The organism is Armatimonadota bacterium, assembly GCA_023511795.1.
Taxonomy (GTDB): Bacteria; Armatimonadota; UBA5829; order DTJY01; family DTJY01; genus JAIMAU01.
On the sequence record JAIMAU010000013.1, the window covers coordinates 1 to 26,720 of the forward strand.

17 protein-coding genes are annotated in these 26,720 nt (G+C 43.5%); all 17 read right to left on the reverse strand.

The genetic code is table 11. The features are described from left to right. Positions 1 to 2,176 (reverse strand): GAF domain-containing protein (locus K6T99_10225; GenBank protein MCL6520197.1); only part of this gene is annotated, 2,176 nt, incomplete at its 3' end. Positions 2,177 to 2,451: 275 nt separating this feature from the next. Beyond that, positions 2,452 to 6,222 carry a metallophosphoesterase gene (locus K6T99_10230; GenBank protein ID MCL6520198.1) on the reverse strand — a complete coding sequence of 1,257 codons (3,771 nt, stop codon included), beginning with the start codon at positions 6,220 to 6,222 and terminating at the stop codon, positions 2,452 to 2,454. Positions 6,223 to 6,307: 85 nt separating this feature from the next. Further along, a complete protein-coding gene (locus K6T99_10235) occupies positions 6,308 to 7,381 on the reverse strand; it encodes a DUF362 domain-containing protein (GenBank protein MCL6520199.1) in 1,074 nt (357 codons plus the stop codon). A gap of 94 nt (positions 7,382 to 7,475) precedes the next feature. Next, positions 7,476 to 10,067: a hypothetical protein gene (locus K6T99_10240; GenBank protein MCL6520200.1), complete on the reverse strand. Its 2,592-nt coding sequence runs from the start codon at positions 10,065 to 10,067 to the stop codon at positions 7,476 to 7,478. Beyond that, the gene (locus K6T99_10245; GenBank protein MCL6520201.1) at positions 10,064 to 11,230 is read right to left on the reverse strand and encodes a glycosyltransferase family 4 protein; all 1,167 of its coding nucleotides are present in this window, start codon (positions 11,228 to 11,230) and stop codon (positions 10,064 to 10,066) included. The genes K6T99_10240 and K6T99_10245 overlap by 4 nt, the downstream gene beginning before the upstream one ends. 43 nt (positions 11,231 to 11,273) lie before the next feature. Next, positions 11,274 to 12,500, reverse strand: a complete 1,227-nt coding sequence (locus K6T99_10250; protein ID MCL6520202.1) for a glycosyltransferase family 4 protein — start codon at positions 12,498 to 12,500, stop codon at positions 11,274 to 11,276. A gap of 1 nt (position 12,501) precedes the next feature. Then, positions 12,502 to 13,707, reverse strand: coding sequence for a glycosyltransferase family 4 protein (locus K6T99_10255; GenBank protein ID MCL6520203.1), 1,206 nt, complete (start codon positions 13,705 to 13,707; stop codon positions 12,502 to 12,504). Then, the gene (locus K6T99_10260) at positions 13,704 to 14,867 is read right to left on the reverse strand and encodes a glycosyltransferase family 4 protein (protein ID MCL6520204.1); all 1,164 of its coding nucleotides are present in this window, start codon (positions 14,865 to 14,867) and stop codon (positions 13,704 to 13,706) included. The genes K6T99_10255 and K6T99_10260 overlap by 4 nt, the downstream gene beginning before the upstream one ends. A 6-nt stretch (positions 14,868 to 14,873) precedes the next feature. Then, positions 14,874 to 16,079 (reverse strand): glycosyltransferase family 4 protein, encoded by a 1,206-nt coding sequence (locus K6T99_10265; protein ID MCL6520205.1) that lies wholly within the window; start codon positions 16,077 to 16,079, stop codon positions 14,874 to 14,876. Further along, positions 16,072 to 16,752, reverse strand: coding sequence for a methyltransferase domain-containing protein (locus K6T99_10270; protein MCL6520206.1), 681 nt, complete (start codon positions 16,750 to 16,752; stop codon positions 16,072 to 16,074). The genes K6T99_10265 and K6T99_10270 overlap by 8 nt, the downstream gene beginning before the upstream one ends. A 17-nt stretch (positions 16,753 to 16,769) precedes the next feature. Then, positions 16,770 to 17,729 (reverse strand): glycosyltransferase family 2 protein, encoded by a 960-nt coding sequence (locus K6T99_10275; protein ID MCL6520207.1) that lies wholly within the window; start codon positions 17,727 to 17,729, stop codon positions 16,770 to 16,772. 36 nt (positions 17,730 to 17,765) lie between these two features. Then, on the reverse strand, positions 17,766 to 18,884 hold the full coding sequence (locus K6T99_10280) for an NAD-dependent epimerase/dehydratase family protein (protein ID MCL6520208.1): 1,119 nt from the start codon (positions 18,882 to 18,884) through the stop codon (positions 17,766 to 17,768). Position 18,885: 1 nt separating this feature from the next. Next, complete coding sequence (locus K6T99_10285) at positions 18,886 to 19,746, reverse strand: hypothetical protein (protein MCL6520209.1); 861 nt, start codon at positions 19,744 to 19,746, stop codon at positions 18,886 to 18,888. Next, on the reverse strand, positions 19,743 to 22,076 hold the full coding sequence (locus tag K6T99_10290) for a hypothetical protein (protein MCL6520210.1): 2,334 nt from the start codon (positions 22,074 to 22,076) through the stop codon (positions 19,743 to 19,745). The genes K6T99_10285 and K6T99_10290 overlap by 4 nt, the downstream gene beginning before the upstream one ends. A gap of 12 nt (positions 22,077 to 22,088) precedes the next feature. Further along, positions 22,089 to 23,273 (reverse strand): glycosyltransferase family 4 protein, encoded by a 1,185-nt coding sequence (locus K6T99_10295; protein ID MCL6520211.1) that lies wholly within the window; start codon positions 23,271 to 23,273, stop codon positions 22,089 to 22,091. A 2-nt stretch (positions 23,274 to 23,275) separates the two neighbouring features. Beyond that, positions 23,276 to 24,733, reverse strand: coding sequence for a flippase (locus K6T99_10300; GenBank protein ID MCL6520212.1), 1,458 nt, complete (start codon positions 24,731 to 24,733; stop codon positions 23,276 to 23,278). A gap of 136 nt (positions 24,734 to 24,869) precedes the next feature. Next, positions 24,870 to 26,660: an O-antigen ligase family protein gene (locus K6T99_10305; protein ID MCL6520213.1), complete on the reverse strand. Its 1,791-nt coding sequence runs from the start codon at positions 26,658 to 26,660 to the stop codon at positions 24,870 to 24,872. Between the last annotated feature and the right edge of the window lie 60 nt (positions 26,661 to 26,720).

The following is a 26,720-nucleotide window of genomic DNA, read 5'->3' on the forward strand; positions in this document are numbered from 1 at the left end:
CATTTACATCCGTTTCTTTCAAATTCAACTTCGTTGGTCTAGCAAAGTCTAAGAATTCGGTTGTAATCTTACTCAAAACATTGACTTCATCGATTATAATATCAAGAAATTCCTTTATGGCTGAATGGTCCTCATATTCTTTTCGCAAGAATTGTGCGGCGCCTTTTATAGAGCTTAAAGGATTCCGGAGCTCATGGGCAATCGTTGCAGCTAGCTGGCCCACGGCTGCAAGCTCTAAAATACGCCGCATTTCGTTTTCCATTTCTATTTCTTTTGTTACATCTTCGAATATTAGAACAAGGCCTAGGACTTCGCCAGTATGATCACGTAGTTGGGTGATATTCATATTAATATAGATTACTTCTGCGTCTCCCCTGGTTGGATGATATTCCAATTTGTGCCCAAGGTATCCATGCCCTGAACGAAATACATTCTTAATAATAGAAAGGGTTCGTTCCTTATCGTTTTCCGAAATACCTATATTGTGTACAATTTCTGCAAAGTGTTTTCCAATCACTTGATTTGCAGGTATATCCACAATCTCTTCAGCTGCTTTGTTCCATGTCAATACTCTACCTTCGCTATCAAGTGTTACAACGCCTGCGGCAATACTTCGAAGAATGTTGTCAGTATAGTTTGCAAGAGCACTTGACGTCTCTAGCTCTTTATATAAAGCGGCTGCTTGAGAAGCGATAATCGAGAGTATCCGAACGTTTTCCTCAGTATAAAGATTTGGCGCATGACTGCCGATATTTAGGACGCCAACTACTTCGTCTTGAACAATCAGCGGAATTGACATGAGTGATTTTACTATTCCTGAAAAGACAGCTAGCCTATTAAAACGGTTGTCCTTGCTTATATCTGGGGCAACAATAGCTTTCCTTTCGCTGATTGTCCACCTGCTTAAGGGCGCTTTTTCAAGTGGAACTTCTGTTTCTGATGGCTTGATATCAATACCTCTCCAAGCCTGAAGGATCATTGTTTGCTTTTCATAGTCAATTGTTGATATATATCCCTGGTCATACCAAACTATATCGCGAACTATATCAAGAATCGAATCCAACGCTTCTTTTAGGTTTGCGGCTGTGCTTATGCGCTCTGAAAGTTGGTACAAGGCGGTTAGCTCAAGCACCTTCTGTTCAATCTGTTCTTTATATCTAGTGGTATTTTTAATGATTGTGGCAGCCTGCGAAGAGATTATTGAAAGCAAGCGAATTTTTTGTTTCTCGATTTGCTTATCTTTTTTATTACAAAGCAAAAGTAAGCCTATTACATTGCCCTCTGCAATTAGCGGTATAGCTATAATCCTTGCGAATGAACGTTTTAGTACCTCTGCTAGCCGGTATAAACTCGTTGGCCATCGGTTCCTGTTTTTAGTCAAAATGGTTTTTGGCTCACGCAAACCATGCATCCATGCAATGAAACCTTCGTCTATTGTTTCTGCTATGGTGTTTTGCATTTTCGCAGCTACACCAGATACTGCTTGGATTCTGACCCCATGCCTACGCTCATGTAAAAGTACCATCGCAGACGAGCCGTCAATCATCTGCGTTGCAAGGCGGGCTAGTGAATGGGCCGCATTTTCGAGGCTGTATGCACCACTTAACTCTTTACTTGCTTCGTGCAGAACAGAAAGCTCCTGTACCCTATCTCTTAGGCTAGCGTAAAGTTGGGAGTTTGATATTGCGAGGGCTGCCTGACTTGCAAAAACGCTAAACAGCTTGACATCTTCTTCGGTGAACATTTTAGATGGCGAGATTCGCCGGATGCTTAGCACCCCTAGTATATTTGACCCCTCGTCCCTTAGTGGCACGCATATTGAAGAGGCAATTTCTGGTCGTGGTACAACGTCTGTATTGATGAACCTAGGGTCATCTTGAAGATTAGTTAGTAGCATAGGCTCGCCTGTCAACGCAACTCTGCCAGCGACGCCCTCTCCAATTGCAACCCGAGTTTCTTCAACTATTTGCTCAGACAAGCCAAAGCTCGCTTTGATGACCAGCTCGTCTTTATTTGGGTCTTTGAGCATCAACGAGCATGCCTGTGCATCCATAACGTCAGTAGCCTTCTCTGTTATGAGCTTCAAAAGCTCTTCTATAGAGAGGCTATTGATGGCTTGACTAATCTCGTAAATTGCGGAAACTTCTTGAATGCGCTTTTTTGCCGGGTCAGACATTGTTTTTTCCTTGGGGCTTACAGCCAAATTATATCACAGGGTCATCAGGGCGACAAGTTCTTATAAATCTTGCAAGTACAAAAAGCCATCCCCTTTTAAGAAGATGGCTCCTAATAATACAGCCTAATATTGAAACTTAATACCACCGCCTATTGCAAACACGGTTTTTACATTTTTGGTTTCAATACTTATTATCGGCGATGTTTGTTGGAGGCTTAAGGCGTAGGCTGAAAAAGTGTGGATGTTGAGTCCCAACGTTTATTTACAGTAACTACTTATCGGTAAATTACAAGATCCGAAGGAACTCGACACCTAATGTAAGGATAAACATTACTGTCTGTTTTATAATGACATACTATTCCAGTTGCTATGACATAGTCGCCCACGTTAGGTGGGGTGAAACTACCAGGTGAAAGGTCGGAAGTAGATACCTTGATTCCAACAGCGCCATAAGGTGCTTCAAACATAGAGCCATCATCCAAATAAAAGCCATCCGAAAGGATTCCTGTTACTCGCCCATGAACTTTCATCAGCATTGACGTAACATTTGGCCCCAACCCTATCTTGTTATAAAGAATTCCATACCCAATATTTCTTTGGTTTGTAAGCAGGGGTCTAATGTTAATACCAGAAGATGTTACTGAAACACTAGCATTGGAAATACAAAACTCGCCGGTATCAGTCAAAGATGTCGTGCCAGATACACTTACCTCATCGCCAATTGCTACCGGGAACGAGCCGTTTATGCGAAGTCCTGAACAGCGGTTAGGTTCTTCGACGTAAACACAATCAGCAAAAGAAGCTGTAACAACCTTGCCACTAAGGGAAACCCCGAGGCCTAGTTTTAAAGTTTTAGCCCAGGCAATGCTATTAACAGGCAAGATCAATACTTTTCCCCATTCCGAGTATAAGCTGGTTCTCCCAACATTATCAATTGCTTGAACTCTACACATGTAGGTACCTGGTTCCAAAGGAAAAGACTGCTCCCAAATTGTGGTATTTCCCACCCAAAGGTTGCATATGTGGAAATAACCTGATTTTTCAACTACCACGTCTACTCGGTATCCTGCTAAGCCTGATGCATTATCCGTGGAAGGCGCCCATTGCCATACTGGCGTTGAGTCCAGCGTTGGAGTAATTGTCAAGGGTATACCAGGCTGCGTTGGCGAAGTGGCATCTAGCCAATAAACGAAACCTTCAAAGACTTCAGGGCAAAAGTTGCCTCTGTTATCTACAGTGCGTATTCTTAGGTAGTAATAGCCATCCGAACTTAGCGTGGTCGGAATATACCAGTTCACTCTGCAGTAAGTACCAGAAAAAACTGGTTCTGCATTCGGATTTGTACCGAAATATACATAATAGCCATCAACGCCTGAACTATTGTCTGTTGCACCGTTCCACATAATTAGGGGTGTTTGGAAGCTGTACCAATGGTTGCTTTGAAGAATCTCCTCCCTATCCGAGTTAGAATACACAATGACAGTTACTGGATTAGTTGGAGGTGTTATGTCTGGCTCGGAGCTAACGTTAATATTTACAGTGAAAGTCTCCGATAATCTACTAAGACCAGCTCGGTTCCTGGCTATTACACACCAAGTATGTGCTCCATCACTTAGAGGTGAAAATGGAATACAATGTGTCCATTGTGGTGGAATATTGTCGACACATAGTTGATTATCTATCCATAGTTCGTATTCAACTAATCCGCTGGCATCATCGTTTGAAGGAGCCCATGAAAAAGTTGGGGTTGCTGACGATACAGTTGCTCCATTTGCGGGAGAAATTAAATCAAAATTGCTAGGTGCTAACGAGAACTTATCTAGTACTCGATCGGCTGCATCGATAAAGCTCACAGTAAGTTGGTCTGGTGATATCTCCAAGCGGGTTGAGCCGGCAAAGTCAATATATGCAGGTATAGTACCTGATTCGCCATCGATATTCTCTAATGCTTCCACACCACTATAAGGAGTTTCCCAACCAAAAGGAGCGTAAGAAAGATCATAACTCATTGTCGAATTAATTACATAGAATACTCCATCTTTTACGTAACGGTTGTATACATGTCTATGGCCCTGCAATACAAGCCGAACCCCATATTGAGTGAAGATCTGGTGCAAAGTATCTGCATTTTTTAGAATCCACCAGTTATGTATTTCCTCTAAAGGGCTCATTCCTTTTATAAGATAGTGAATTACCGCAATCTTCCAAGGCTTGTTTGTACTTCCTAAATCTTGCTGTAACCAATCTAACTGCTGGCTGCTGATGGTTCGGTCAATAGACGCAGAATCCAGGACTACAAAGTGCGCAGGTCCATAGTCAAAGGAGTAGTACATTTCAGAGGCACCATTTGTAGGCAATGTCAGTTCTTCCTGCCAAGCCTGAGCGCACGTTATTGCTGATACATTATCATGGTTGCCTGTTGTTAAATAAAGCGCAGGTGACCAAGAGCTAGGATTAAGCAGCCCAAGGAATAATTGCCATTCGAACTTTGCTTCTTCTTTTGTAGGGTTAACTCCGGGTATAAATTGTCCGAGTTCTGTATTGTCGCCTGCTGTCAAAATAATGTCGCCACGTCTTCCCATTACCTGAGCAATTGCATAACTATTAGAGCATTGTTGAAGGTCGCCGATAACGTCAACTGTTACTGTATCGTCAGGAAGTGGAATTCTGAATTCAGAATCCTCGGTAGTTATTAAATTGTTGGGATTGCTAGAATCAATGCATGTCAATCTATAGTGGTAATTCTTTCCAGCTTGAAGTCCGGTTAATACTATCTCATGGCGTGAGAGATTTGTTGAGTTTGCTGTCATACCATATTGGCTTGTTTCGCCATATTCTACTGTTACGTTTGAAGTTCTATTTGTACTTACTACAATTGTTGCGGAGGCAGGCGTAACACATGTTAGATGTCTATAGTTGATTTCCATAGAAGCTGTATTAAGGCGAAAAGGAGTATCGGCGTTAGGCAGAGTTGTTAAATTGCCTTCTCCTGTTATTGTAATTGAACAGGAAGCCGAGCCCCCCCAAGTTAATGGCGATAGTGTTCCTGACGTGGTTGAGAAATATCTAACCCTGTAGCAATTATATGCATTGCCCCCATACCCGTCTTCATATAACCATATGCGGTAAGTTCGACCTGTAGTCAATGTCACTGGAAATGTTAAATCATGGCCTACCCAGTAGCAATTTGAAAACTTTGAACTGGATCGTGGAAAATCAGCAGGGGTGCAAAATACCTCATCGGCAAGAACTGCGCCTGATTGCACATCTTTGATCGCTATGCGACAAGAAGCTGTTGGACTGCCTGCCAATCGCATAAGGAATGATATGCGATTGATGGTAGTGGTATTGGTGGCTACGAACTGTTGACCAAAGCCGGAGTTAGAGCCACTGCCGTATATAAGCTGGTCTGTACAATTTGTATAAACTTGACCATAAAACTGGCCTTGTCCGAAATGTAGCGCAAATATTGGGTCTGCATTCTTATGTAAAACCCAACCGTTCCCGTAATCAGTAAGAACCGACATGTCAGCTTTATCATGGCCTGCAGCATAAGCAAAAGCTACATAATTTTGGCTATTGGCGACGCCTGATTCATAACATATTACTAAATGGTATGCTGTTCCTGCGGTTAACGTATATGCCGGTAGTTGGATAGGTTCAAAAGTGCCACGACCAGCTGGCAAGAATGCGGTTGCAACCGGCACTTGTCCTGTTGAGAGCCAAGATCCCGACGGCAAACCGTTAATGTCTGCTTGCAAACCAACGCGACATATGGGGATGCTACCTTTGCCATCAGTCGAATAAATGTATACTCCGTACAAGGTCTTGCCGTTGAGAGATGGAGGAACCACAAATCGGTAGGATATCTTTTTTGCTGGATTATTAATATAAAGCCTTAATTGTGTAAAAGAAGCGTAATTAATGTTGCAGCCGTATGTGGTCGCAAATACCCTATTTGCAAGAATCAAACAAATAACAACCGCTACCAACCCTAGTTTGGCATTTATATTCCTCATCTTGACAGTCATACAAGTTCTAAACATACTACATTTCAACAGCCTGCTGGAAGTTATTGTTTCATTTTAATTTGCTTCTTCCTTACCGTCAACTAGTAGATATGCTAGTTTACTAAGAATAGCTTGCAAACAACTTGCCCCACCCAGTTTCCATGAACTCACGAATAGCCTTTTTACCCTTTGTCGGATACCAATACCAATCATGGTATATCGTTGACGCAAGAGGAGCCCAAAACACAAGTGGGGAATGTAGAAGTAGCTTTTCTAATGGCTGCAGCCATCCCTTTCTGATAATTTGGTCCCCCAAAATAACCAGGCTTTTCTTTGTTCGGAATCCGAAATTAACACCTGATATATCCTCTCCAACAACCTTAATCTCACTTGGATTGCCGCAACCTAGTCCCATCTCAGTAGCCATTCGTATATATGGAATTTCCATGGGCTCAAAGCCCATCATTTTTGCAGCTATAGCATCGATAGCCACCGAATCTCCGCTCGCTAGGATGAAATTTTGTATTTTGGGTTCCATCGTCCGCGGCCCCGCGCCATCGCCACAAACGGTGCCATCCATTACAGCAAAAACGCCCGGATGCAGTTCTTTTTGCATTATTAGTAGGTCGACGAGCACTTCGTGGATGTACTTGTGCGCATAATGCCGAACTTCCTTCAAAAGACCACCAAACGCATTTTTAATCGCCCCTGTAGTTATGCTATGACCATGCGTCTTTACAGTAGGAAGATGAAGGACATTTTTACCGATAAACATCTTTGGTATTTCAATACCTTTGGGGAAGATTTTGTCCAGCATTAGCAAAGGTGTTTTGAACTCGTATTTAGTCCATTCTACGTCGGTCAGTGGCACAAACTTAAGCCCATACTTGTTCAACACAGGAATCCATTTGTTGTTCTTCGCCCCAAGTCGCGGATTAGTAACGACAGTTTTATTTTCCACGGGGATTAGCTTTGTGGTGTCCCAGCCATCGTGAAGCATTGTTCGAATTACTCCCTCAAGCTGCCAAGGTGCCGTTGAGCATGCGGGAAAGAATTTCGTCCATGACAGGTTTAGCTTGAGCAGGGTATCGTTTTGGCTTGGTAAGTAATCTTTATAACCTGCTAGATGCATTAACTTTTCATAGTCATCAAGTACCGTAGCCGGATTTGTTCTCAACACTGCAACCGTTGACATTATTTTTTCCTCCTGCAAAAGCAAGTGTTTTTAAAAGGATAGCACGTAAATATCGAACAATCTCATCTAATCATATCAAGAGTCTAATTATTGGCTATATTTTCGCTTCGAAAGCCGTTACAGAATAAGCAGGGAAAGTATATGCAAATGAACGCCCTGCATAAATTGAAGAATGGTAGCGAAACCTAATTTCATAAGACTCCTCATTGTTTTCATAAGGAGAGCCGGTGAAATCCTTTATTCGGAAACTACATCCCTCGATTGGAAGGTTTATCGTAGCAGTTAGGTTGGAGTCTGCCCTATTAACTACTACCAGGTTTATGTCTTTTTCAGTCTCACCCCGAAAAGCACAGACGTAAAGCCACGGATGATTCGACTGCGCATCAAGTACGTATTTTAAGGCGCAGTCACGGACAAGCTTAATCCCTAACCCCGTAGGTCGAAGCCTGGGATTAGTGGAAGAATTAGTCATATATGAATACCCAAGTTTATATGGGAAAAAGCCTGTATGATATGCCGCGAAATCCCACCCACCTTTTAGAATTTCGCACTGCGTTATGGCGGCACGCAGTCCATTTATATGGCAAGTTAATAGCGATGGATGAACGCCTGAAAAGTCCCATTCGGTGAGACCGATTTTCTTTCCTGGAAATTTATTACGTAAATATTCACCATACTTGCTTACCAATTCTGGCATCCAAAGCCCTGCATTAATCATAATGTGCAAAGGGCCATTTGATTTATTGGGTTCGCAGTCATAGCTAGTGTAAAAATGAGAGACTATTCCATCGTAGAGATCAGTATTTTCTGCAAGAGCCTTTTCGAAGCCTTTATTGCCAACCATCCCAATCCATGCGTATAATATGCCCCCGGCTTTGCGCACCGGGGCAAAGTGCTTTAATATTTCAATATAGGATTCGCCCGGCATGCAAACACGTATGAATTTCTCTATTGGAGCTTCTGCAAAAAGCGTGCCACGTGAATAAAGGCTCAATCTTATGTAATATAATCGGTCATCTGAAATCGAAGAGTTATTTTCTCCTGCTTCGTCTCGAATTGACCTTTTACCCCAGCCTTCTAGACGGCGCCAATCGAAGGTAACCCTGTTCAATTGGCCAGTAGCAAGGAAGTGAGGATGCTTATCAGTTTCCCATCCATTCACCCATTGATTAAAGTTCCGCCACTGCTGAGTGATTTCGTCCCAATATTCGTAATTGAGCCTGATGCTTCCTGCTGTCTCCTCTTTCGGTAGGTTTGCAAGTTCATAAATAATTTCATTGAACTTCCACCGAAAGCCTAAATAAAGATACTTGCCCGGCCCGAAGTCGAGTTTAAAGTTCATTTTTTCGTTCGAAAGGCAGTCGGGAAGGCCATTCTCAAGTGGATAAACTTCTTTAGCATGTCTGGCATCCCAAAGTGCCTCACCACTCCCTATTTGTATATATGATTTGCCATCATACCACCAGCCTTCGGTAAGAGATTGAGGTAGAGAAACCTCGTTGCCCGCTTCGTAAATGGCTCTAAGACCAACTGTACCATCAGGTTTTCTGTAGTTGTTGTTAAACCTCACCCACTCTACTGCATGCTCAGCATCCCATTTGGAGTTGCGTTCCCCCATGCAGTTCAAAATACAAATAAAAAGGGGGTCTTTCGTGCAAGCAGTATAAAAACTTGAACAAAGAAACGATTTTGCATTTCCAACTCCTTCGCTTGCATACCAGTAATTACGATTCGGGTTTGCCTGCCATGTCATTTCGCCGTCCCAATCTTTTTCGGTACACCGGTATCCATATCGGTAGGTGTTGAATTTAAGTGTTCGCTCTAGATCAAAAGCTTTAGCAGGCCAGTCAATTCCTGGGTGCGAGGTATTTATTCCAAAGCAGTCAAAGTTTACCGTGGATAAAACTTTGTCGGTAATATTAATAGTTGGCTGAATCTGGGTGATTAAGTCTTCTGAGTTGGTAGAAATTCGTATATCTCCAATTTCCAACGACCCACCAAGGTTGACTCCAATGGTACTAAAGCCGCCAATCTCAACCCTGGAAATCATTCCTTCGCCCATGTCTACACCGTCAAGACAGTATATCTTTGCGTTCTCAACATAAAACTTTACAAATCCTTCGTCACCTTTTCTGAAACCAATGATATAGCGATATTTCTGTCCTGGCCACCATGGATATCCCGTAAGATGGGTCCTTGTGTAGGTGCTTGATTGCGGTTGGCTTGCAAGTTCTACTAGCTTTGATTCACGCAATCGCATCTCTAATTGGTTTTTTTCATCATCACCAACCAAAGCAAAAGGTCTTGCCCAATTGCAATCTGGCCTTGCGTTCAAAATTCGAATAGAAAATGCAACCCATATCTCTTCTACAGGCTTTGCAAGAGTAAAGCGAAGGAATGCGGCGCTCTCGGAATATGGAATGTCAACTTTAAATGTTCGGCCATTAGGAACCAAGTCGGATTGTATAATGGAGAGGCTTCCCCCACCTGCTTCGTGTGCAGACCAACCTGGGTGGTATTTAATAACTTCAGCAACTCTAGAGGCACCGCCAATATCCAATACTTCAATGGCAGCAAGCATTTCTGAAGGCGCGGTAAATAGTATCGTTAGGTACAAAAGCAGCAGGATTTTTATATATGTGTTCCGCACCTTTTTAGTGCGCGTTTTCACCAACACATTATTCATGGAGCGTCCTTGGAGTCAACAGGCGGTTGCAGTTTGCTTTCAATTTTTGCAGTTGGTGAATGAAGACTCCTTTCATATACCTCTTGATAAAGTGCTAGGGTTTTTTGAGTAACGCTGTCGTAATTGTATTCCTTTACACCGAGGGCTTTTGCCTTTTCACCCAAATTCCGGGCTAGCTCAGAGTCTTTGACAATCTTGTCAAGCGCTTCGCAAAGGCTTTCGACATTCTCGCTCTCAAAAATTATGCCTGAGTCTTGAACAACCTCTTTGTTTGCAGGGATATTGCTTGCAATGACGCAGTTCCCATATGCCACAGCCTCTAGTAGGGTTACTGGCAATCCTTCGATAGTGGAAGGGTGGACGTAGCAGTAGGCATTTGAATAAAGTTCTTGCAGAGTTTCGCCATAAACATAGCCAGTAAATATCACATTGTCTCCAGCCATCCGATGAAGGCTTTCAACATAGTCATCCGAGTGACTTGATCCGCCTGCAACAACAAGCTTCAATTTTGCTCCCAGGCGCTTGTGAGCTTCCAAAAGGAAATGGCAGCCCTTCTCTGGAACAAGTCTTGCAACAAACAGTATGTAATCTCTTTCGCCAAGTCCGTATCCGCGTATCTTATTTGGTGGCCTAATTATGGGATCTGTAACGGCACTCGGAATGTAATTAACAGTCTTTCCGTACTTATACTCCAGATATTTTTTGAGATACTTGGAGACAACGATTGTTGCATGTGGAAAAACCACTGAGGCATACTCACCAAATTTTAGGAATAGCTTGGCTTTGCTCCCCCACTTTTCGCGCTGCCAATCAAGGCCGTGTACGGTTACTACAGTTCGTTTCCCAACTAGACGAGGAAAGGCAGATAAAGTCGAAGGCCCAATGGCATGGTAATGCACAATATCGTAATCCTCAAGTAGAAGATGCATAGTTGCCATAAATGTATGTGTGATAGCATCTAAGTTTTTTGTGGCTATTGTGGGGAGTTTCTTTAGCCGCACCCCTTTGTAGTATTGTTCGTTTGTTGTAGTATAGTAAGGTCGGCAGTACACGGTCACTTCGTGTCCCAGATTAACCATGCGAGTGGAAATTTCTTCGACGTGATGTTCGATTCCACCCCATGTAGCCGGTATGCCTTTTGTCCCAAGCATTGCAATCTTCATTAAGACTATCCTGAAAACCAAGGTTTTCTAATTTCTACACTTCTTATTGGATACCTGCAACCCGCCGGTAAATATCGAGCGTGCCGCTGTAAAAAGCGTCGGGAGAGAAATGCTCTTCCATTTTGCGACGTCCCGCCAGCCCCATTTCTACCCTTCGTTTTTCGTCGGAAAGAAGCTCTAAAATCTTATCTGCCAATTCAGCGTAATTCCCTGGCTCGAAAAGATATCCGTCTACGCCTTCGCAAATCAATTCAGGAATACCGCCAATTCGCGAGCCAATTACTGGCTTTCCGCATGCAAAACCTTCTAATACAGTCCTTGGGCAGTTCTCATACCACTCAGACGGGACTACAACAGCCAGTGAATCTTCTATTAGATTAATTAGGTCCTTGCCAGCCTTAAAACCAGCTAGAACGATATTATTAATATTTTCCTGCTCAATCATAGATTCTATTTCTGCTCTAGCTTCACCTTCGCCAGCGAAGCAGAACCTGACGTTGGGTAGTTTTGCCGCCGCCTTTGCTAACGTAAGTACTCCTTTTTCCTTTGTGAGCCTCCCCATATAAAGAATATGCCCACCATTTTTTGATGGTTTGAATTGCGACAACTCGACGGCAACATGTTGGGTGATAATTTTGTCTGCGGGTACTCCAGACTTTATCATCTTTTCGCGCAGGAAATCGCTTGGTGAGATAAATAAGTCTACACAATTGTAAACCTTGAGTATTCTATGTACATAAGCTTCCAAACAGCAAATTAGGCTGTAAACAAGCGAGTCTTTTACACATCGACATCTAATAGCATTATAGAACCTTCCGCCAATACATTTGTCGCAAACTTTGTCCCTAACAAACATCCGAATAGCTGGACATATTAGTTTATAATCATGCAGAGACATGACAATTGGTATATTGTGCTTTTTAAGCGCATGAATTATGGAAGGTGAAAGCTGATGGTAAATATTATGTAAATGCGCTATGTCCGGCTTTGTGTCTTTTATCAGAAGTTCTATTCGTTTTCTAGCTTCGAATGAATATATAATCCTGAATGCTTCCTCTATTTTGCGTTTTAAGCCATACGCTGTTCCTTCTGAATATTCAACGTTTGGCATGAAGTACTTAGAATATGGCGATTGCCAGTTGTCAGGGTGTTCCATAGAAAAAATTATGACCGTATGGCCAGCTTCTTCGAAGCGGCGAGTCATGTCGTAAACCATCCATTCGGGACCGCCCACAGGACGGTAAAACTTGTTGCAAAGCAGGATTCTCATATTACCTTACACCTTTGGCTCTTTCCCACATTCGGAGGTATCTCTCAGCTACGTCATTTATATCGCAGTTCTCAGCGATAAAGTTCCTGCAGGCGTTACTCATGCCTTGTAAGTCGTCGAAGTCAACTGCCTGAATCAAAGTCTCTGCTAGATTTTCAAATGATTGAGCTATAAAGCCCGTCTTGCCGTGAATTACTACCTCGTCAACACCGCCAGCGGCTGTCGAAATGACTGGCGTTCCCTTACTCATTGCTTCAAGCCACGTAAGAGGTGGAGCAACTATTACGTCGGTTCTAAGTAGGGGCGAATACAAATAGTCTGCGGTTTCCAGAAGTTCTGAAAAGTGTTCAATATCTGTTTCTATTAGGATTCCTTCGCATTCAAGGTGCTTGTATTCAAGCCGAAAGCTTCGAGGCTTGAATGCGAAAATAAAGCGACAGTTTGGTCTCACAGCAACTACTTTCTTGGCAACTTCTACGGCGGCTAGAAAGTCAGCTTCTTGTATTTGTTGGATGAATCCAGTCCAAAGGATGAAACGGTCATTGGCTGGCACGTCATATTCTTTACGAATAATGGCTTTCTTTTCCTTGCTTAGTTCATCCTTGCTTATTTGAACTCCCCATCTGATTACCTCTATCTTTTGTGTGCTTATCCCTAATTGTAAGAGTTTTGATGCATATGCTTGGGAGTATGGGATTATTCTATCAAGTTTGCTCATGCAAAAACGAAGGTACTTATCGTAAAACCGTCCCCTTGGAGCATAAGCCATCGCCGAATGAGTAACCATTACGTCATTGAGTGCGCCTTTTATTAGGGGCATTGAAGGACCCATGTTATCCATGAAATGGATAATGTCTACCTTTTTCTCACGAACAAGCCGACGTAGCCTTGGTAGCCATAGCATCGTTGTCAGCAGAAGTTCGGCAATTTCTCGTGGGGGTGAATGTTTGTGCTGATAGTCCATGAGGATACCACTGCCTGCAAAAAACCGCCTGCGGTTACCTAAATGGAGCAGCCGTGGTGCGCTGTGGTATGTGACTGGACAGCTATTAATCATTACTTTCTCGCTACCCTCGCGATCGTTGACTGAAAATACGTCGATACTTTCGCACCGACTAGCCAAGAGCGGTATTAGGCGCGTGAAAAAGTTCTTGTCCCCGGCAACAATCCAAGGAAAGAACCCAACGCCTATTAGAACCAATCTCATTCTGCCACTCCTTTACCTGGAAGTGGACACCCGAGAACTTTGAGGTAAGTCTCGTAAGTTTTTGCTGCGATATTCGTCCAGGAGTAAGTTGTCTCGTTGAGATAGTCTATGTACGCCGACATCTTGGCTTGCAGCTCGCTGTCCCGAAGTATTCGAACTAGCGCATCAGCAATTGCCTTTGGGTCGCCAGGCGGTACTAGAAAGCCTGATTTTCCTTCCTCTATAACATCCGGCAAACCACCAACAGTTGTTGCAACAACAGGTTTTCCGAATGTATAAGCGACTTGAAGCACGCCACTTTGATATACGCCTAGATAAGGCAAGCACACGACGTCAGCAGATAAGAATAATTGCTTTACCTCCTCCATTGGAATATGTTTTGGCATAGTTAGCGTTTTGTTTGAGATTCCTGTGCTTTCTATTAAGGACACATAATCGTCCCAATTAATCTTATGTGGGAGCCCTGCGATTATGAGATAAGCATTGGGAATATTTTTTAAAACCTGAGGGAATGCTTGAATCAGGTGAGGGACTCCTTTGCGTTCTGTGATGACGCCGAAATACAGAACAACTTTTGCATCCAATGGTATGCCGAGACTTCTTCTTGCATCTTCTAAACTTTTTACATTGTCATGAAAAACTGAAAAATTGCCCATTGGTACAACGGATATCTTTTTTTCGGGAATGCAAAGCAGGTCTTTTAGAAGCCGTTTGCAGTAGTCATCGTGTGCGATTACGTGGCTTAGAGGTTTGTAAAGTGCTTTCATTATATATTTATGGAACGGTTTAGCATTATGTGGAAGAACATCGTGGGCTGTTACAATTACTTTCGCGGTAGACTTTGCAAGAAGCCTGAAGAAAACTAAATCAAATGGCCAATAGAAATACATCTGATAGTGCACAATATCAGGACGGTTCTTGCGGATATAGCTCAAGAGTTTGAGTGCTTCGATAGGGTAATTGCGTGTACGCGTAAACATTGTTTCTACGTTAAAAAGCCGTTCTTTATCCGCCGTTTCAAAGTTCGGCTTTGTCGCCATAGTGACATCTGCATAATCAGATAATGAATTGCATAGCAAGTACGTATAATGGTTGATGCCTCGAACGCCCCTTGGTTCTACCATTAAAACTTTTATGCGATTGCCATTTCTAACGCTCATTTTTTCCTACTCCAATAGCTCATCATATATGTTTAGAAGACGTTGTGCGATGATATCCCAGTCATACTTTTCCTCTACTAATTTTCGTCCGTTTTGAATTAGTTTATCTTGCAATGATTGATCATTGAGAATGCGAATAACATTTTCTGCAAACGTTTTTGGCGTGTCGGCAATTAATATATTTTCGCCGTTAGTAACATCTAAGCCCTCGCAGCCTATCGTAGTTGATACTACCGGCACACCAAATGCCATGGATTCTAATATCTTGAGTCTTGTACCTCCCCCAGAACGCAGAGGAACGACTGAAACTGCAGATCTTTCGTAGAAAGGTCTTACTTCGGGCACATTGCTGAACAACGCAACGCCGTCCACACATGCGAGGGCTTGTACTCTTGATGTTGGCGCACGACCTACTATGTTGAGCTTGATTTCTCTATCCTGGGCTCTTATTAATGGGAAGATCTTTTTAACAAAGTATTCTGCACCATCAATGTTCGGCGGATAACAAAGACTCCCAATCATCAGCAATTGTTTTTCCTTACTAGGGACTACAGGTGTTAAGAGTTTTGAATCTACTCCATTTGGCACTACCTCAACATCTACCATTGGTGCCATTTTTTTAGCAATCTTTGCTTCAATTTCCGACATGGCAATACACTTATCCATGCGACGCATAGACCGAGGTTCGAACGATTTCATAACCACCCAATCAATTAAATAGCGAATTTTGTTTTGACCTATTGGTTCAAGGAAGAATTGGCGCTTTATTCTGACTGATTCTATGTCTATTAATGTCAAAACCTTTTTGTGGGCCGAGTTTTTGGGTGTGCAGTGCGCATATTCTGACATATAAACATGCTCGGCTTGAATGATGTCGAAGTCTTTTTTGGACGTTAGTTCGCGGACTTTCGCTTCAAGGACAGGCACGAAATGGTATGATTCGCAAAGTGGCCTCCAACGCGCCAAGTTGCTGATAAAGCGCCGCATTAGAACAGGAGCTCTAAACTTGGGCGCATGAACAACATGGACGCCTTTGCAGTATTTGCGCATCTCTTGAACGCCAATTTCTTCCTCTTCCTTTCCATGCAGAAAGGTAGCTAAATAAACATTGTGGTGTTGTGCTATTCGCTTTATAAGATTATATTGTCTGAGTTGGTCGCCACCTCTTACGGGGTAAGGCATCTCAGCCGAAATTATCAAGATTTCAGCCATGGCAACTTGCCTTTCTTAGCAAATAAACGTTTGTTTCTGCAATTGGGCCGAGAATCGGAAACACAGCCGCTATGTATAGCCCAGCTTCAGCTGCTTCCTTCTTTACCTGCTCGTATGCCGCCGGGTTCCACGGTGCATGGGGCTGTTTGAACAAGTATTTTATCCGCCTTTTTATTCCTGATATTGACCTTGGATTGCAATGGGAAACAATTACTGCTAATCGGCTTACGCGCGCCATTTCCTTGAGCACATTGACTCGAATATTAGGAGGCAGGTGGTTCATTAGCCGAATCGAGGTTACTGCATCAAACTCTTCATCTTTATATGGCAGTTTCTCCGCATCAGCCTCATCGAGTGATTCAAGGTTTCCGAACTTCTCAAGAGCCTTTTGTGCCAGATTGAGCATCCCTGTCGAAATGTCGGCACCGACTGTGCGGTATCCTAGTTGAAGAAGCAAAGCAGTTATGCGGCCAGTGCCGCAGGGTATATCGAGCACTCGACTTCCCGGTGGAACAACTGCTAGGGCACGGCAAACAGCGCGCTTCTCCAGCCAGTCTGTTATACGTCCTTTCAGGCTTTTGAACCGCGCCCTATCATATGTCATTACCTCTTTTTCATCTTGGTAGGCGGTCTTGGCGCGATATCCAGCCGAATTAGAACTGTTTTTTTCCATATACCTCACCAAATCCTTTAACACTCAAGAGCGGCACGTATAAGAAGCCACATCTGGTCTATTCTAGATTTTGCCTTACTGCGTTCACTGCTTCGTAGAATAAAAATCACAACCCACTTTGCCAACCTAATACCTGCCACTAACGCAATAGCAAGTCTCAATATCAAAGCTGAAAAAAATCCATAGTGTTTGTGAATTAGCCGGCATTTGCTTCGGTATTTTTGTGCAAGCATCCTTGATGATGACTGCTTTGTACTTTGGCCACCATAGTGGACTACCTCAGCTTCCGCTATATAGTAGAGTTTCCAGCCCGCCTTACGAATCCTCATTGCCCAATCAATATCCTCTGCATACACAAAAAACCTTGGGTCTTGGAGGCCTATTTTCTCCATTACCTCCCGCCTAACGATAAAAGAAGATCCCCATAAGATGCATTGAACTTCTTGGCTGGTGTTATAATCAATGGGTTTTCCAAACCTATCCTTTTGCAAGGCTTCCGCTGCATTGCCGAACAAAGGTGCCAAAGCCTCTACAAGTTCAGTCTTAAGCGATGGAATACTGCCGCAAAATTGGGGATGCTCGCCTCCATCCGGTAGGACTAGTTTTGGCGTAGCTCCACCAACGTCCGGATGTTCATCCATAAACCGCACCATGATTTCTAGTGCTCCCGGTCGGACAATTGTGTCGCTATTGAGAGCAAGCACATATCTTCCGGTGCTTTTCGCTAGGCCTTGATTTGTGGCGGCAGCGAGTCCTTTGTTTTCGTTGTTGACGATTAGATTCACATTGGGGAACTCATGGCGAATCATATCAACACTGCCATCCGACGAATTGTTGTCGACAACCCAGACTTCAAAGCGAATGCCATAAGAACCGTCGAAAATTGACTGCAAACACTGCCGAGTTAAATCCTTTGTGTTGAAACTTACAATTGTTATTGAAAGGTCAAGAGTCTCCGCAGTCATTTTTGCTTTCATTATGAAGTGTCCACCTGGTAGCGCTAGAATACAAAACTATCTGAAAAGACCGCGCTGTTCTAACTCCGAAGTTGCCGCCGCCAGCAAATCTTTTGATTCCTCGCTCATTGCCCAATTAAGAAATTCTGTAATCCCATCCTCAAAAGAAATTTTAGGCTTATAACCCAATAGCTTTCGGGCCTTTTTCAAATCAGCATAGCAATGGCGTATATCACCAACTCTGTACTTCCCAATGACCTGGGGCTCCAACGAAGCGCCCATTACACGAATCATTACGCGTGCAGCGTCAATTATGGAAAGCGCCGTTCCACTTCCTACATTTACAATTTGATAATCGGCATTTTCGTTGGTCATCGCTAGCATGCATGCTTGAACAACGTCGTCTACATGGACGAAATCTCTGCTTTCCAAGCCATCTTCATAAATTAAAGGTGGTTCCCCATTTTTAATACGCGATGCGAATATTGAAATAATCCCAGTATATGGGTTTATAAGTGATTGGCCAGCACCATAAACATTAAAAAAACGCAATGCAACTACTGGGATGCTGTAAGCACGTCCTACACAGATGCAAAGTTCCTCTTGGTCTCTTTTAGAGATAGCATAAACTGAACCTGGGCGAAGCGGCTTATCCTCGTCCGTTGGCATTGGCTCTGTAGTATGACCGCAGGATGGGCATTTAACTTCCCATTCGCCCACTGCCAACTGCTCTTCTTTTCGGAGGTCGGGATAAACTGGCCCACATAGCGGGCATAGGCTCTTGCCCTCACCATAAACAGCTCTTGAGGAGGCAAGAACAATACGCCTGACACTTCCGCGTTCGGCTGCCAATATGTCGAGCAACTGGGCCGTGCCGCCAACATTGCAGTCAATATATTCCTTTATTTTATACATCGATTGCCCCACGCCTGTTTGAGCTGCGAAGTGGAAAACAATTTCTACGTCCTCAAGCGCACGCCGCACTATATCAGCATTGCGAACGTCTCCGTAGATGAACTCCACTTCTTCTGGCAAAATTCGGCCAGGGTCTGGATTTTCTCCATGAACCTGGGCAGTCAGGTTGTCAAGCACACGAACAGTATGTGAATTGGATAGCAGTGCCTTTACCAACCGCCTACCTATAAAGCCCGCTCCTCCGGTTACCAAGACTTTCATGTTATATCTCCTCCCAATAAAGCTGTCCTTCCACGTAGATTTTGTATATCTCTGAGGGCGTTGACATCAGTGCTCCTCTTTTTGTTATGAAACCAAGAAACCTCTCAGCGGTTGCACGGCACTGTTCAATCTTGCTCGCCCTGAGAAGCACAAAACATGGCCACATTTTCCCCTCTGCTTCCATTTGTCGCCAAGTTCTCTTTAGATCCCATAAGCTATTGGCATCAAGCACCAACCCATCTTCAAAGCGCATAAGGTCTGTCATACCCAAGGGTATCTCTAGGACACGAGAATCACCAGGCGACTTTGAGTCATCATACGAATGAAAGTATGGCTTCAACGGAGCTTCGTTCCAATTATTGTGCGAAAACTTAACATATTTCCCAACGTTGTTCATGCTTATGACCAGGCCCTGGTTTTCGGCAATCGGCGTAATCCACTCGTTCATGCCAAAGTAGCCAATCATCTGAGATTTAACGTCAAAGCCATGAGAACACAGAAGTTCGGTATGTTCAGTGATAACCCTTTCCATATGCCTCGAATAATAATAATAATAACAGCTTCCATCCGGCTCCTCTTCATGAGGATGCAAACCGACTTCTCCTCCGCCATCCTGCACTTTTTTCCACAGATTAAGATATTCGCTGTCAGTAAAAAATGGATTGCCGTAGTTTCGCCTCATAAATGGGGATGTGTGGATGAAAAATACTCCTTTTCCTCCACAAGTTTTTAGTACAAAATCGACTGTCAAAGAAACCAATCTTTGACTTTGGGCATGGTCGTAAGTGCACAATCCTTCATATGGCTGATAACCGGGGAAATCACATTCCACCGCAAGGATTACTCGCCTCTTGCCCTTCATGAGTTTTCCTCCGCTTCAATAGGAACAACTAAAATCCGTTGCGTACAAATTCCGCCACGCTGCCATAAAGCTTTGAGTGTGACGTCGAATGCCAGGCGTCCATCCTGAAGCTCGACCGCTGATGCACCTAGACCGTAACTCCCCGGCAAAAAACGGACTTCATAGTACCTGCCACTCTGAGTTTTCACTTTGACGGAAGTGATTGTTTCGCCAATTTTCTCACTTTCTATTAAATTAACCACCGGTGAAGGGAATCTTAGTATTGGCATAAACACTCGCTTAACATTTGCCGTATATGTAAAGGATTTCAACGACACCACGTACTCTTCTGCCACCTGGTCAACTGAAAAAGCGAAGCCTTCCAGAGAATTTCCTGGACTTAAAAGAAGTCTGCGTACAGGACCTTCGTGTGGTACCGGTATATTATGAACGCTAGGTTTTTCTACAAGCTTCTTAAGGCGCTTGGCTACTGAGATGGGGAGCTTCTTCCATATTCTTTTCCTGATGGCGTGCGCCAGCACATTCTTCAATTTCTGTACGCGATTGCTCTTTTTGGCATTGCTATAGACTGATACCTCTGCATAAAAGCTTACTTGGGAGTCGCAACTTAAATGTGCATTATCTTTGCGGGCCTCAAGCGAAACACCAGATGCTTCAAGCATTGCCAAGCAGCCATTGATTAAAGCCCAGGTTACCATTGCCGACTCGCCACCCATGTCGGTATAGGTGCCGTCCAAACGTATTGGATATGTTTCCGAAATTCCACCAGTGCTTCTATTCTGAAATCTTAAACATTGTGCGAGTACATACTGAGCAACTTTGAACCAAAATTCGTCTCCAGTATAGCGATAAAGTCGAAGGTAAAATTCGGCAGCTAATGCGGTATTCCAAGGCGATGCGTGGGGGCTGAAAGACTCCGCCATAGGATCTATAAGACCTAATATCTCGTTTGGTCCCGGCGTCCACCAAAAATGCCAGGTAAGCAGGTAATAGCCTAGTGCTGTTGCAGTTTCAAGATAATTGCGGTCGCCAGTTACCTCGAACAAATCTAGGTTTGCATTTCCAAGTGAACAACCAGAAGTCGAGTCAGATTCATAATCTCCAGCATCCCTGAGGTCGCCATAACCTCGGAATCCGTAATATGGCGGACGAGGGTTAACTGCCTCTACAGCCCTCTTAGCTGCTTCAAGATAATGCTCATCATCAAGAAACTTATATCCTGCACATAATGTTCTTATAGCTTCGCCTGCGCCGCCGACAGCCCTGCTTTTAGGTCCTGTTAGGCATCGGCCTCGCATGCTATTGAAATCGATAAATGTTGGGACATTAAATGGAAATCCTCCATCTGGAAGTTGAATTGCTAGGAACCAGTTTAACCCAGAGCGAATCCGTTCGCATGCGTTCGATCTGCCCACTTTCATACAGTATTCGATTAGACCTCTAAGTGTATAAGCCATTCCCCCGGGCCAGCCGCAATATCCCGTACCATAGCCAGTCGTATACTTAAGCTTGCTCATGTCACCATTTGGCACAAGTGCGTTGTGCCAAACGCGCACATCTCCTAGTTCAACTAGTCGAACAGATGCCTCATCACTTAATAACTTATCTGCTATTTTCTCCCATCTCTCGAGACGCCATTCGTCAGCGCGCGCCAATGATGCCAGCCGACATGCTTCAAAGCTGGGATAGCTATAAATCGGATCCCCAAAATCTGAAGGCGCAAAAGTCAAAAGAGTATCCGCGTGAACACAATTTCCAGCGTCGAATGCACGGTCATAGAAACCAATTGCCATATGAATTGCATCCGATAGGTCTTTTAGTCGGGGTTCATTGCGTAAGTGCCTAGAAATGTACCGGCGGACTAATTCCATCCAGCTATCAGCGCTAATTTCTTGCACGGGAGGAACCTGTGCATTGGATATAAAATCTTCTTCCCTCTCCCATGGACCAACAAATCCTCTCGATTTGCTTCTTAATAAATGCTTTACATCATTTCTGTACTCGAAGGTAACATCGTCTTCCGTTGAGGATACGCACAGCGACAATGGACGCCCCTCGCTTAAAGGCTCAAAAACCAGACCGATTGCTCCTTTTTCATATTGAAAGATTGCCATGGGGAGGTTTGCATAGATAGTCGAGCGATATGTCCGAGAGTTTTCGACGGCGTTATAAATCCTAAAATAGGCATAATTTTCACCAGAGTAGCCCTTTGCCGAATAAGTAGATGATGTGTTAGGGAGAAGTGAGGTGTCATACCACATTCCACCAACTAAGCTGTATACTGGCTTTGATGGAAGCAATCTTTTGTAAATTGAGGACTTTGCCGACATAGTTTTCCTTATTTAACCAAGTACTTGATCGAACAGCCTAGCTGTTTTCTCACGCATTATTGCACTGTCTAGCACTTCGGTTGCTCGGCATCTAGCACGTCTGCCGTATTCTTCGCGTTTTCTTTCGTCAAGTATGAGTTCTTTTAGGTTTTTGTATAGCCCTTGATAGTCTGCAGGCGCAAAGTACAATGCGTCACCCCCCATTAACTCTGGAAGGCCTCCTGTGTATGAGAGCAATAGAGGCCTACCACATGCAGCAGCTTCATGTGTTACGTTTGATGTTTGTTCATACGCTTGAAATATTGGAATACTTGGGACTACCACTATATCAGCGCACTGATATAACTGAGGTATTTTTTCAAAAGGAATACGCTCGTGAATCACCACTCTGTCAGCAATTCCCAGGTATTCAGCTCGCTTTTTGAAGTCCTTTCCTCCACGCGCTACTACAATGAGCTTTATAGGGAAATCGCGAACTTCTGAATCCATTTCTAAAAGCTTGGCGGCATATAGATAGGTCAAAGCTCCCTTCTGCCAACCAAAGTGGCCTATAAAAAGCACCGCAATGTCATTTTCTGATAAGCCGAGAATTCTCAGCATATCTTCGTTTTTTGGGGCAGGATAAAACTTCTTAGTATTTACACCGTGATAAATAACATGAATCTTTTCTTCTGGTATTCCTTCCATTAGAAGACAAGTTTTAACTTGGTGCAAAACCGCAACTATTGCATCTGCTTCATGCAGGACGGCAAGCCGCTCTGCTCTGCGCGTTTCGCTGTGATGGAAAAACCTGAGCGGCACGTTTTCAAAGTCGGAAACTACCACTTTTACCCCAGTTTTGCGCTTCATTTGAATGCACTGATATGCGAACTTCATAGCCGATCCTGCAGGATAAAGAATTCCAATGTCGGACATTGCTTTTTCAAAGCCGAAAAAATACTGCTGAGTTTCCCATGGAATCCTGTGCCGCAGTTTAGGCATGTGGCGAAGAATATCTCTCAGCGTCAATATCCTTCTGTGCTCTTGTTTAATGTCGCTTTCTCCAATATCACATCTTTTGGAACCAACTGCAATTATTTCATAATTTGGATCAAACTCTTCATATAAACTAGATACTCGCGCATGGCATAGTGCGCCCATAATCAAAGCGACCTTCACAGGTGAACGGTTCTTTTGTGACGAAGCTAATAATTCCATCTTCAATCTCCTTTGACACTTAGACCTGGGCGGATAAAACTCATAGCAACTTTACGTAGTATTTTAACGTCCTCGCTATCTAGAACCCTAAAAAGCTGAATAGCGCCAATGTAGACTACAACTGCGCCGCCAGTGGCCACGAATATTCCAAACCTTCGCAGGAAAAGGATTGCCACAGCCATCACTGCTGTTGCTAGTGCTGGCTTGCCAAACAGCTTTATCGGGTTGAAGCGTTCAGGACCGCTGAAGGCAATTAAATAGCACAATATGTAATGTACATTTTCAGCAACTACCTTCGATACAGCCGCACCTTTATAATCATATTTGGGGATTAGATAGACAGCCAGACCAACAGCTAAAATTGCTCGCACTACAACAGGGGGGAATAACTTAAGCTGAGCATTACGAGCCGCTACCGATTGCTGACCTGGAAGAATTGGGAACGCGAAAACTCTGCTCCACATGAGAATGGCAAGTGCCGTCCCTGATTCGGCGAACTTTTTACCATAAAGACCTACCATAAGAGGATTACTTAAAAGTAGAATGCCAACGGTAAACGGAAACCCAAAGACCGTCATGTACTTTGTAGCTTTTTCCAGTGCCTTAGCATGTTCCTCTTTGGAGGTTTGAAACCTTCTAGATAAAATTGGAAACAGCGCAATGCTGGCGTTATATGCAATCATTGTAACAATTTCGACCATTCGCCAGGCAGCGCCGTATATTCCAACAGTTCCTATATCTTTATAGTATTCTAATATTACATAATCTGCCCTATCAAACAAACTAGCAAATAAGCTTGTTATAAGAAAGGTTGAACCAGTCGCCAATAAATACTTGGTAGTAGCTAGCTTCGGCTTCCATGTACCACCTGCAAGCCTTGATATGACCCGAAGATGCAGTATGAGCGCTAGAATCAAAATTCCTACTGTTACCCATGCGACAGCTAGAATGTCATATTTTAGGGTGACTAGAAGAATAACTAAGCTAACCCTTATGAGGTTTGTTACAACAGAAATAACTGCCGAAGCATCTTGACGCTCAATTCCAATAAGAACCGCCCGACAGCTTGCATTAAAACTCTCCGTAATTACCGTTGTGCATAGCAAGTATCCAACAGCAAGCTGAAGCCCAGAATAATTCCTAAGCTTAAGATACAAAACAATGCCCAGATAGGCAATGGTGGAAGTAAATACCTTAATAAGGAAACCGCTTATTAAGTACTCCGAAGCTCTTGTCCTCTCTTTGGCCGTTTCTCGCGAAATAACATTGTCAACGCCAACATTTGCAACTGCAACAACAAGTCCGCAGAGCCCAAGTGCCCAATTGTATATGCCGAACTGTTCCTTGCCAAGCATTCGCGCAACATATACGCTTGAGGCAAGGCCTACCAGCAAATTTGCTAACTGAGCCGTTATGCTTGCAAAGGAGTTCTTTACTGCACTTCTTGCGTCGTTACTCACAGTTTACCTAAGCTTAATCTTATGAACTCTGCATCCCGACTTTGTTCAAACAATACATGGGCAACATCGGATAGCAATTTAATTTCAGCATTATGATTGAAACACATATTCAAAGTTTCCAAAAGCTTGCAAAACGTTAAGAGATTGTAGGGTTAACTAGCGGACGACGTGGCATTGGCAGTTTCTGCGCCGTTTGAAGAGCAAAAGCTTCAGCTTTAGCACGTTCCAATTTTAACATGACATCAATAATACCCCATGAAAGCGCCACGGAAAGCATTTGTGGCGGCTCGTGCAGTATATGCATACCTATGTTAGCCCGAATAAGAAATCCTAAATAAGCTATGCCAAGTCCCAACGCCCATGCCTTATAGTACGGATTCTTTAGGCGTCTATAGGCACTAAAAGCGCGAACGAAAAAGGCTATGCTTAGCCAGATAAAGCTTCCAAGTCCAAAAGCACCGTAAACGAGCCAAAGTTCCAGATAGCTATTGTGAAGAGCGGAGTGTTCAACCAGTAGTTTTTGACCGCTCTTAAGCCTGATTTCATCATAATAGAAAGGCTTGCCCGGTCCAACGCCGAAGATTGGGTTTCTGAGTATCTGCGGCCATGTTCTTCGTACTTCCTCGCGGCGGTTTTCAAAGGAGGCTGACTCAAATGCTTCCTTGTTTATGAGTGACTGAAATCTGCGCACCATGGCAGACCCAAATTCACTGCCTGCGGCTGACATCAAGTTTCCAACTATAAAACTAAGTAAAATTGAACTTACCAGTAAAATCGCAGTGATGCCAATCAAGCGTCCCCTAATGCCTCGGCCGGCAAGAATAATTAGCAATATTGAACATACGGCGGCTGTAAACCAATAATTTCTTGTAAAGCTGAATGCCAATCCAATAAGCATGCATAAAAAAGCAATTCCATATATTAAGGCAGATTTCCCCTTCTGGCATGCGGTAAGATAAAGCACTGGAATGAATATCATTTGTGACAAAGAAAGGCCTGGTGGTAGCGAACGTGCAACTTCTTGTTCCTCAGGACTGAGTGGATTAACGAATTTTGGCGACCATTCTGTCCCAAAGAAAACGCGGTGCGAGGTGCCCAAGGCGGCTTGGACCACCATCAGTATTGAAACAATTACGCTCATTACGACTGCTGATTTGAGAACAATTTTTAGCTCACGTTCAGTCTGAAGCCCGAATGCTATTACGAAAAAGAATAGGTAGAAGAACAGGGGCCGGCATGTGTTATACACTGTTTTGAAGTCAAACCAGCCCCTAGGATTCTGCAAATAATTAAAATAGCTATTAGCCATTGAAACGAGTATTGAGATGTAAAACACTACCAATGGCAAAGTAATGGGACTTCGCGGAAATATTGAATTGCGATTTGCAAGAAATCGCACTGTGCCCACAGCAATGAGAGTAATCAATAAAGTCTCAGCACCCCACGGACCGAAACCTCCGATAGTAATTACTTTAGGGAACACGCTTGCGTAGAAAATTGTTGCCACCATTATTAAAAGCAGAACAATTCCTACTTCAATCCGCCGCCAAATAATACCCATCAAACAACTGGCTAAAAAAACTGCCACAACTTTTGTTGGCGATAGAGAAAGTATCGAATGAGCTAATAGAGACGCGGAGGCAACAGCCAAAACCCACGGGAAGATAAGCTTGAAGATAGAAAAGATGTATTGAGCCGCTGGCCTAACAAATCGCTTATGGATCCTGCGCAGGGATTGGTAGAATATTCGCCACGACGTTATAGGATGTCGCACAACGAAGTATACAGCGGCGCCTGCAATCTTGGCTGACCGAACTGGATGCCTTAGGATCGCATAGAGTCCCTTAGCCGTATATCCAATCGGCAGAAGTACAACTCTCAAAAACGCATACAAAGTTTTTAGAAATGCCAAGAATCGTTTAGCCATAGCGCAAAGTCAATTGTAATATTGGAGAAGGAAATTAATATTATTTCCGCAAGAACTTTA

What these genes read in the sequence shown, in the direction of transcription:
- K6T99_10230 (MCL6520198.1), bottom strand. Translation starts at nt 6,222, where the DNA reads ATGTTTAGAACTTGTATGACTGTCAAGATGAGGAATATAAATGCCAAA.
- K6T99_10235 (MCL6520199.1), bottom strand. Translation starts at nt 7,381, where the DNA reads ATGTCAACGGTTGCAGTGTTGAGAACAAATCCGGCTACGGTACTTGAT.
- K6T99_10240 (MCL6520200.1), bottom strand. Translation starts at nt 10,067, where the DNA reads ATGAATAATGTGTTGGTGAAAACGCGCACTAAAAAGGTGCGGAACACA.
- K6T99_10245 (MCL6520201.1), bottom strand. Translation starts at nt 11,230, where the DNA reads ATGAAGATTGCAATGCTTGGGACAAAAGGCATACCGGCTACATGGGGT.
- K6T99_10250 (MCL6520202.1), bottom strand. Translation starts at nt 12,500, where the DNA reads ATGAGAATCCTGCTTTGCAACAAGTTTTACCGTCCTGTGGGCGGTCCC.
- K6T99_10255 (MCL6520203.1), bottom strand. Translation starts at nt 13,707, where the DNA reads ATGAGATTGGTTCTAATAGGCGTTGGGTTCTTTCCTTGGATTGTTGCC.
- K6T99_10260 (MCL6520204.1), bottom strand. Translation starts at nt 14,867, where the DNA reads ATGAGCGTTAGAAATGGCAATCGCATAAAAGTTTTAATGGTAGAACCA.
- K6T99_10265 (MCL6520205.1), bottom strand. Translation starts at nt 16,079, where the DNA reads ATGGCTGAAATCTTGATAATTTCGGCTGAGATGCCTTACCCCGTAAGA.
- K6T99_10270 (MCL6520206.1), bottom strand. Translation starts at nt 16,752, where the DNA reads ATGGAAAAAAACAGTTCTAATTCGGCTGGATATCGCGCCAAGACCGCC.
- K6T99_10275 (MCL6520207.1), bottom strand. Translation starts at nt 17,729, where the DNA reads ATGAAAGCAAAAATGACTGCGGAGACTCTTGACCTTTCAATAACAATT.
- K6T99_10280 (MCL6520208.1), bottom strand. Translation starts at nt 18,884, where the DNA reads ATGAAAGTCTTGGTAACCGGAGGAGCGGGCTTTATAGGTAGGCGGTTG.
- K6T99_10285 (MCL6520209.1), bottom strand. Translation starts at nt 19,746, where the DNA reads ATGAAGGGCAAGAGGCGAGTAATCCTTGCGGTGGAATGTGATTTCCCC.
- K6T99_10290 (MCL6520210.1), bottom strand. Translation starts at nt 22,076, where the DNA reads ATGTCGGCAAAGTCCTCAATTTACAAAAGATTGCTTCCATCAAAGCCA.
- K6T99_10295 (MCL6520211.1), bottom strand. Translation starts at nt 23,273, where the DNA reads ATGGAATTATTAGCTTCGTCACAAAAGAACCGTTCACCTGTGAAGGTC.
- K6T99_10305 (MCL6520213.1), bottom strand. Translation starts at nt 26,660, where the DNA reads ATGGCTAAACGATTCTTGGCATTTCTAAAAACTTTGTATGCGTTTTTG.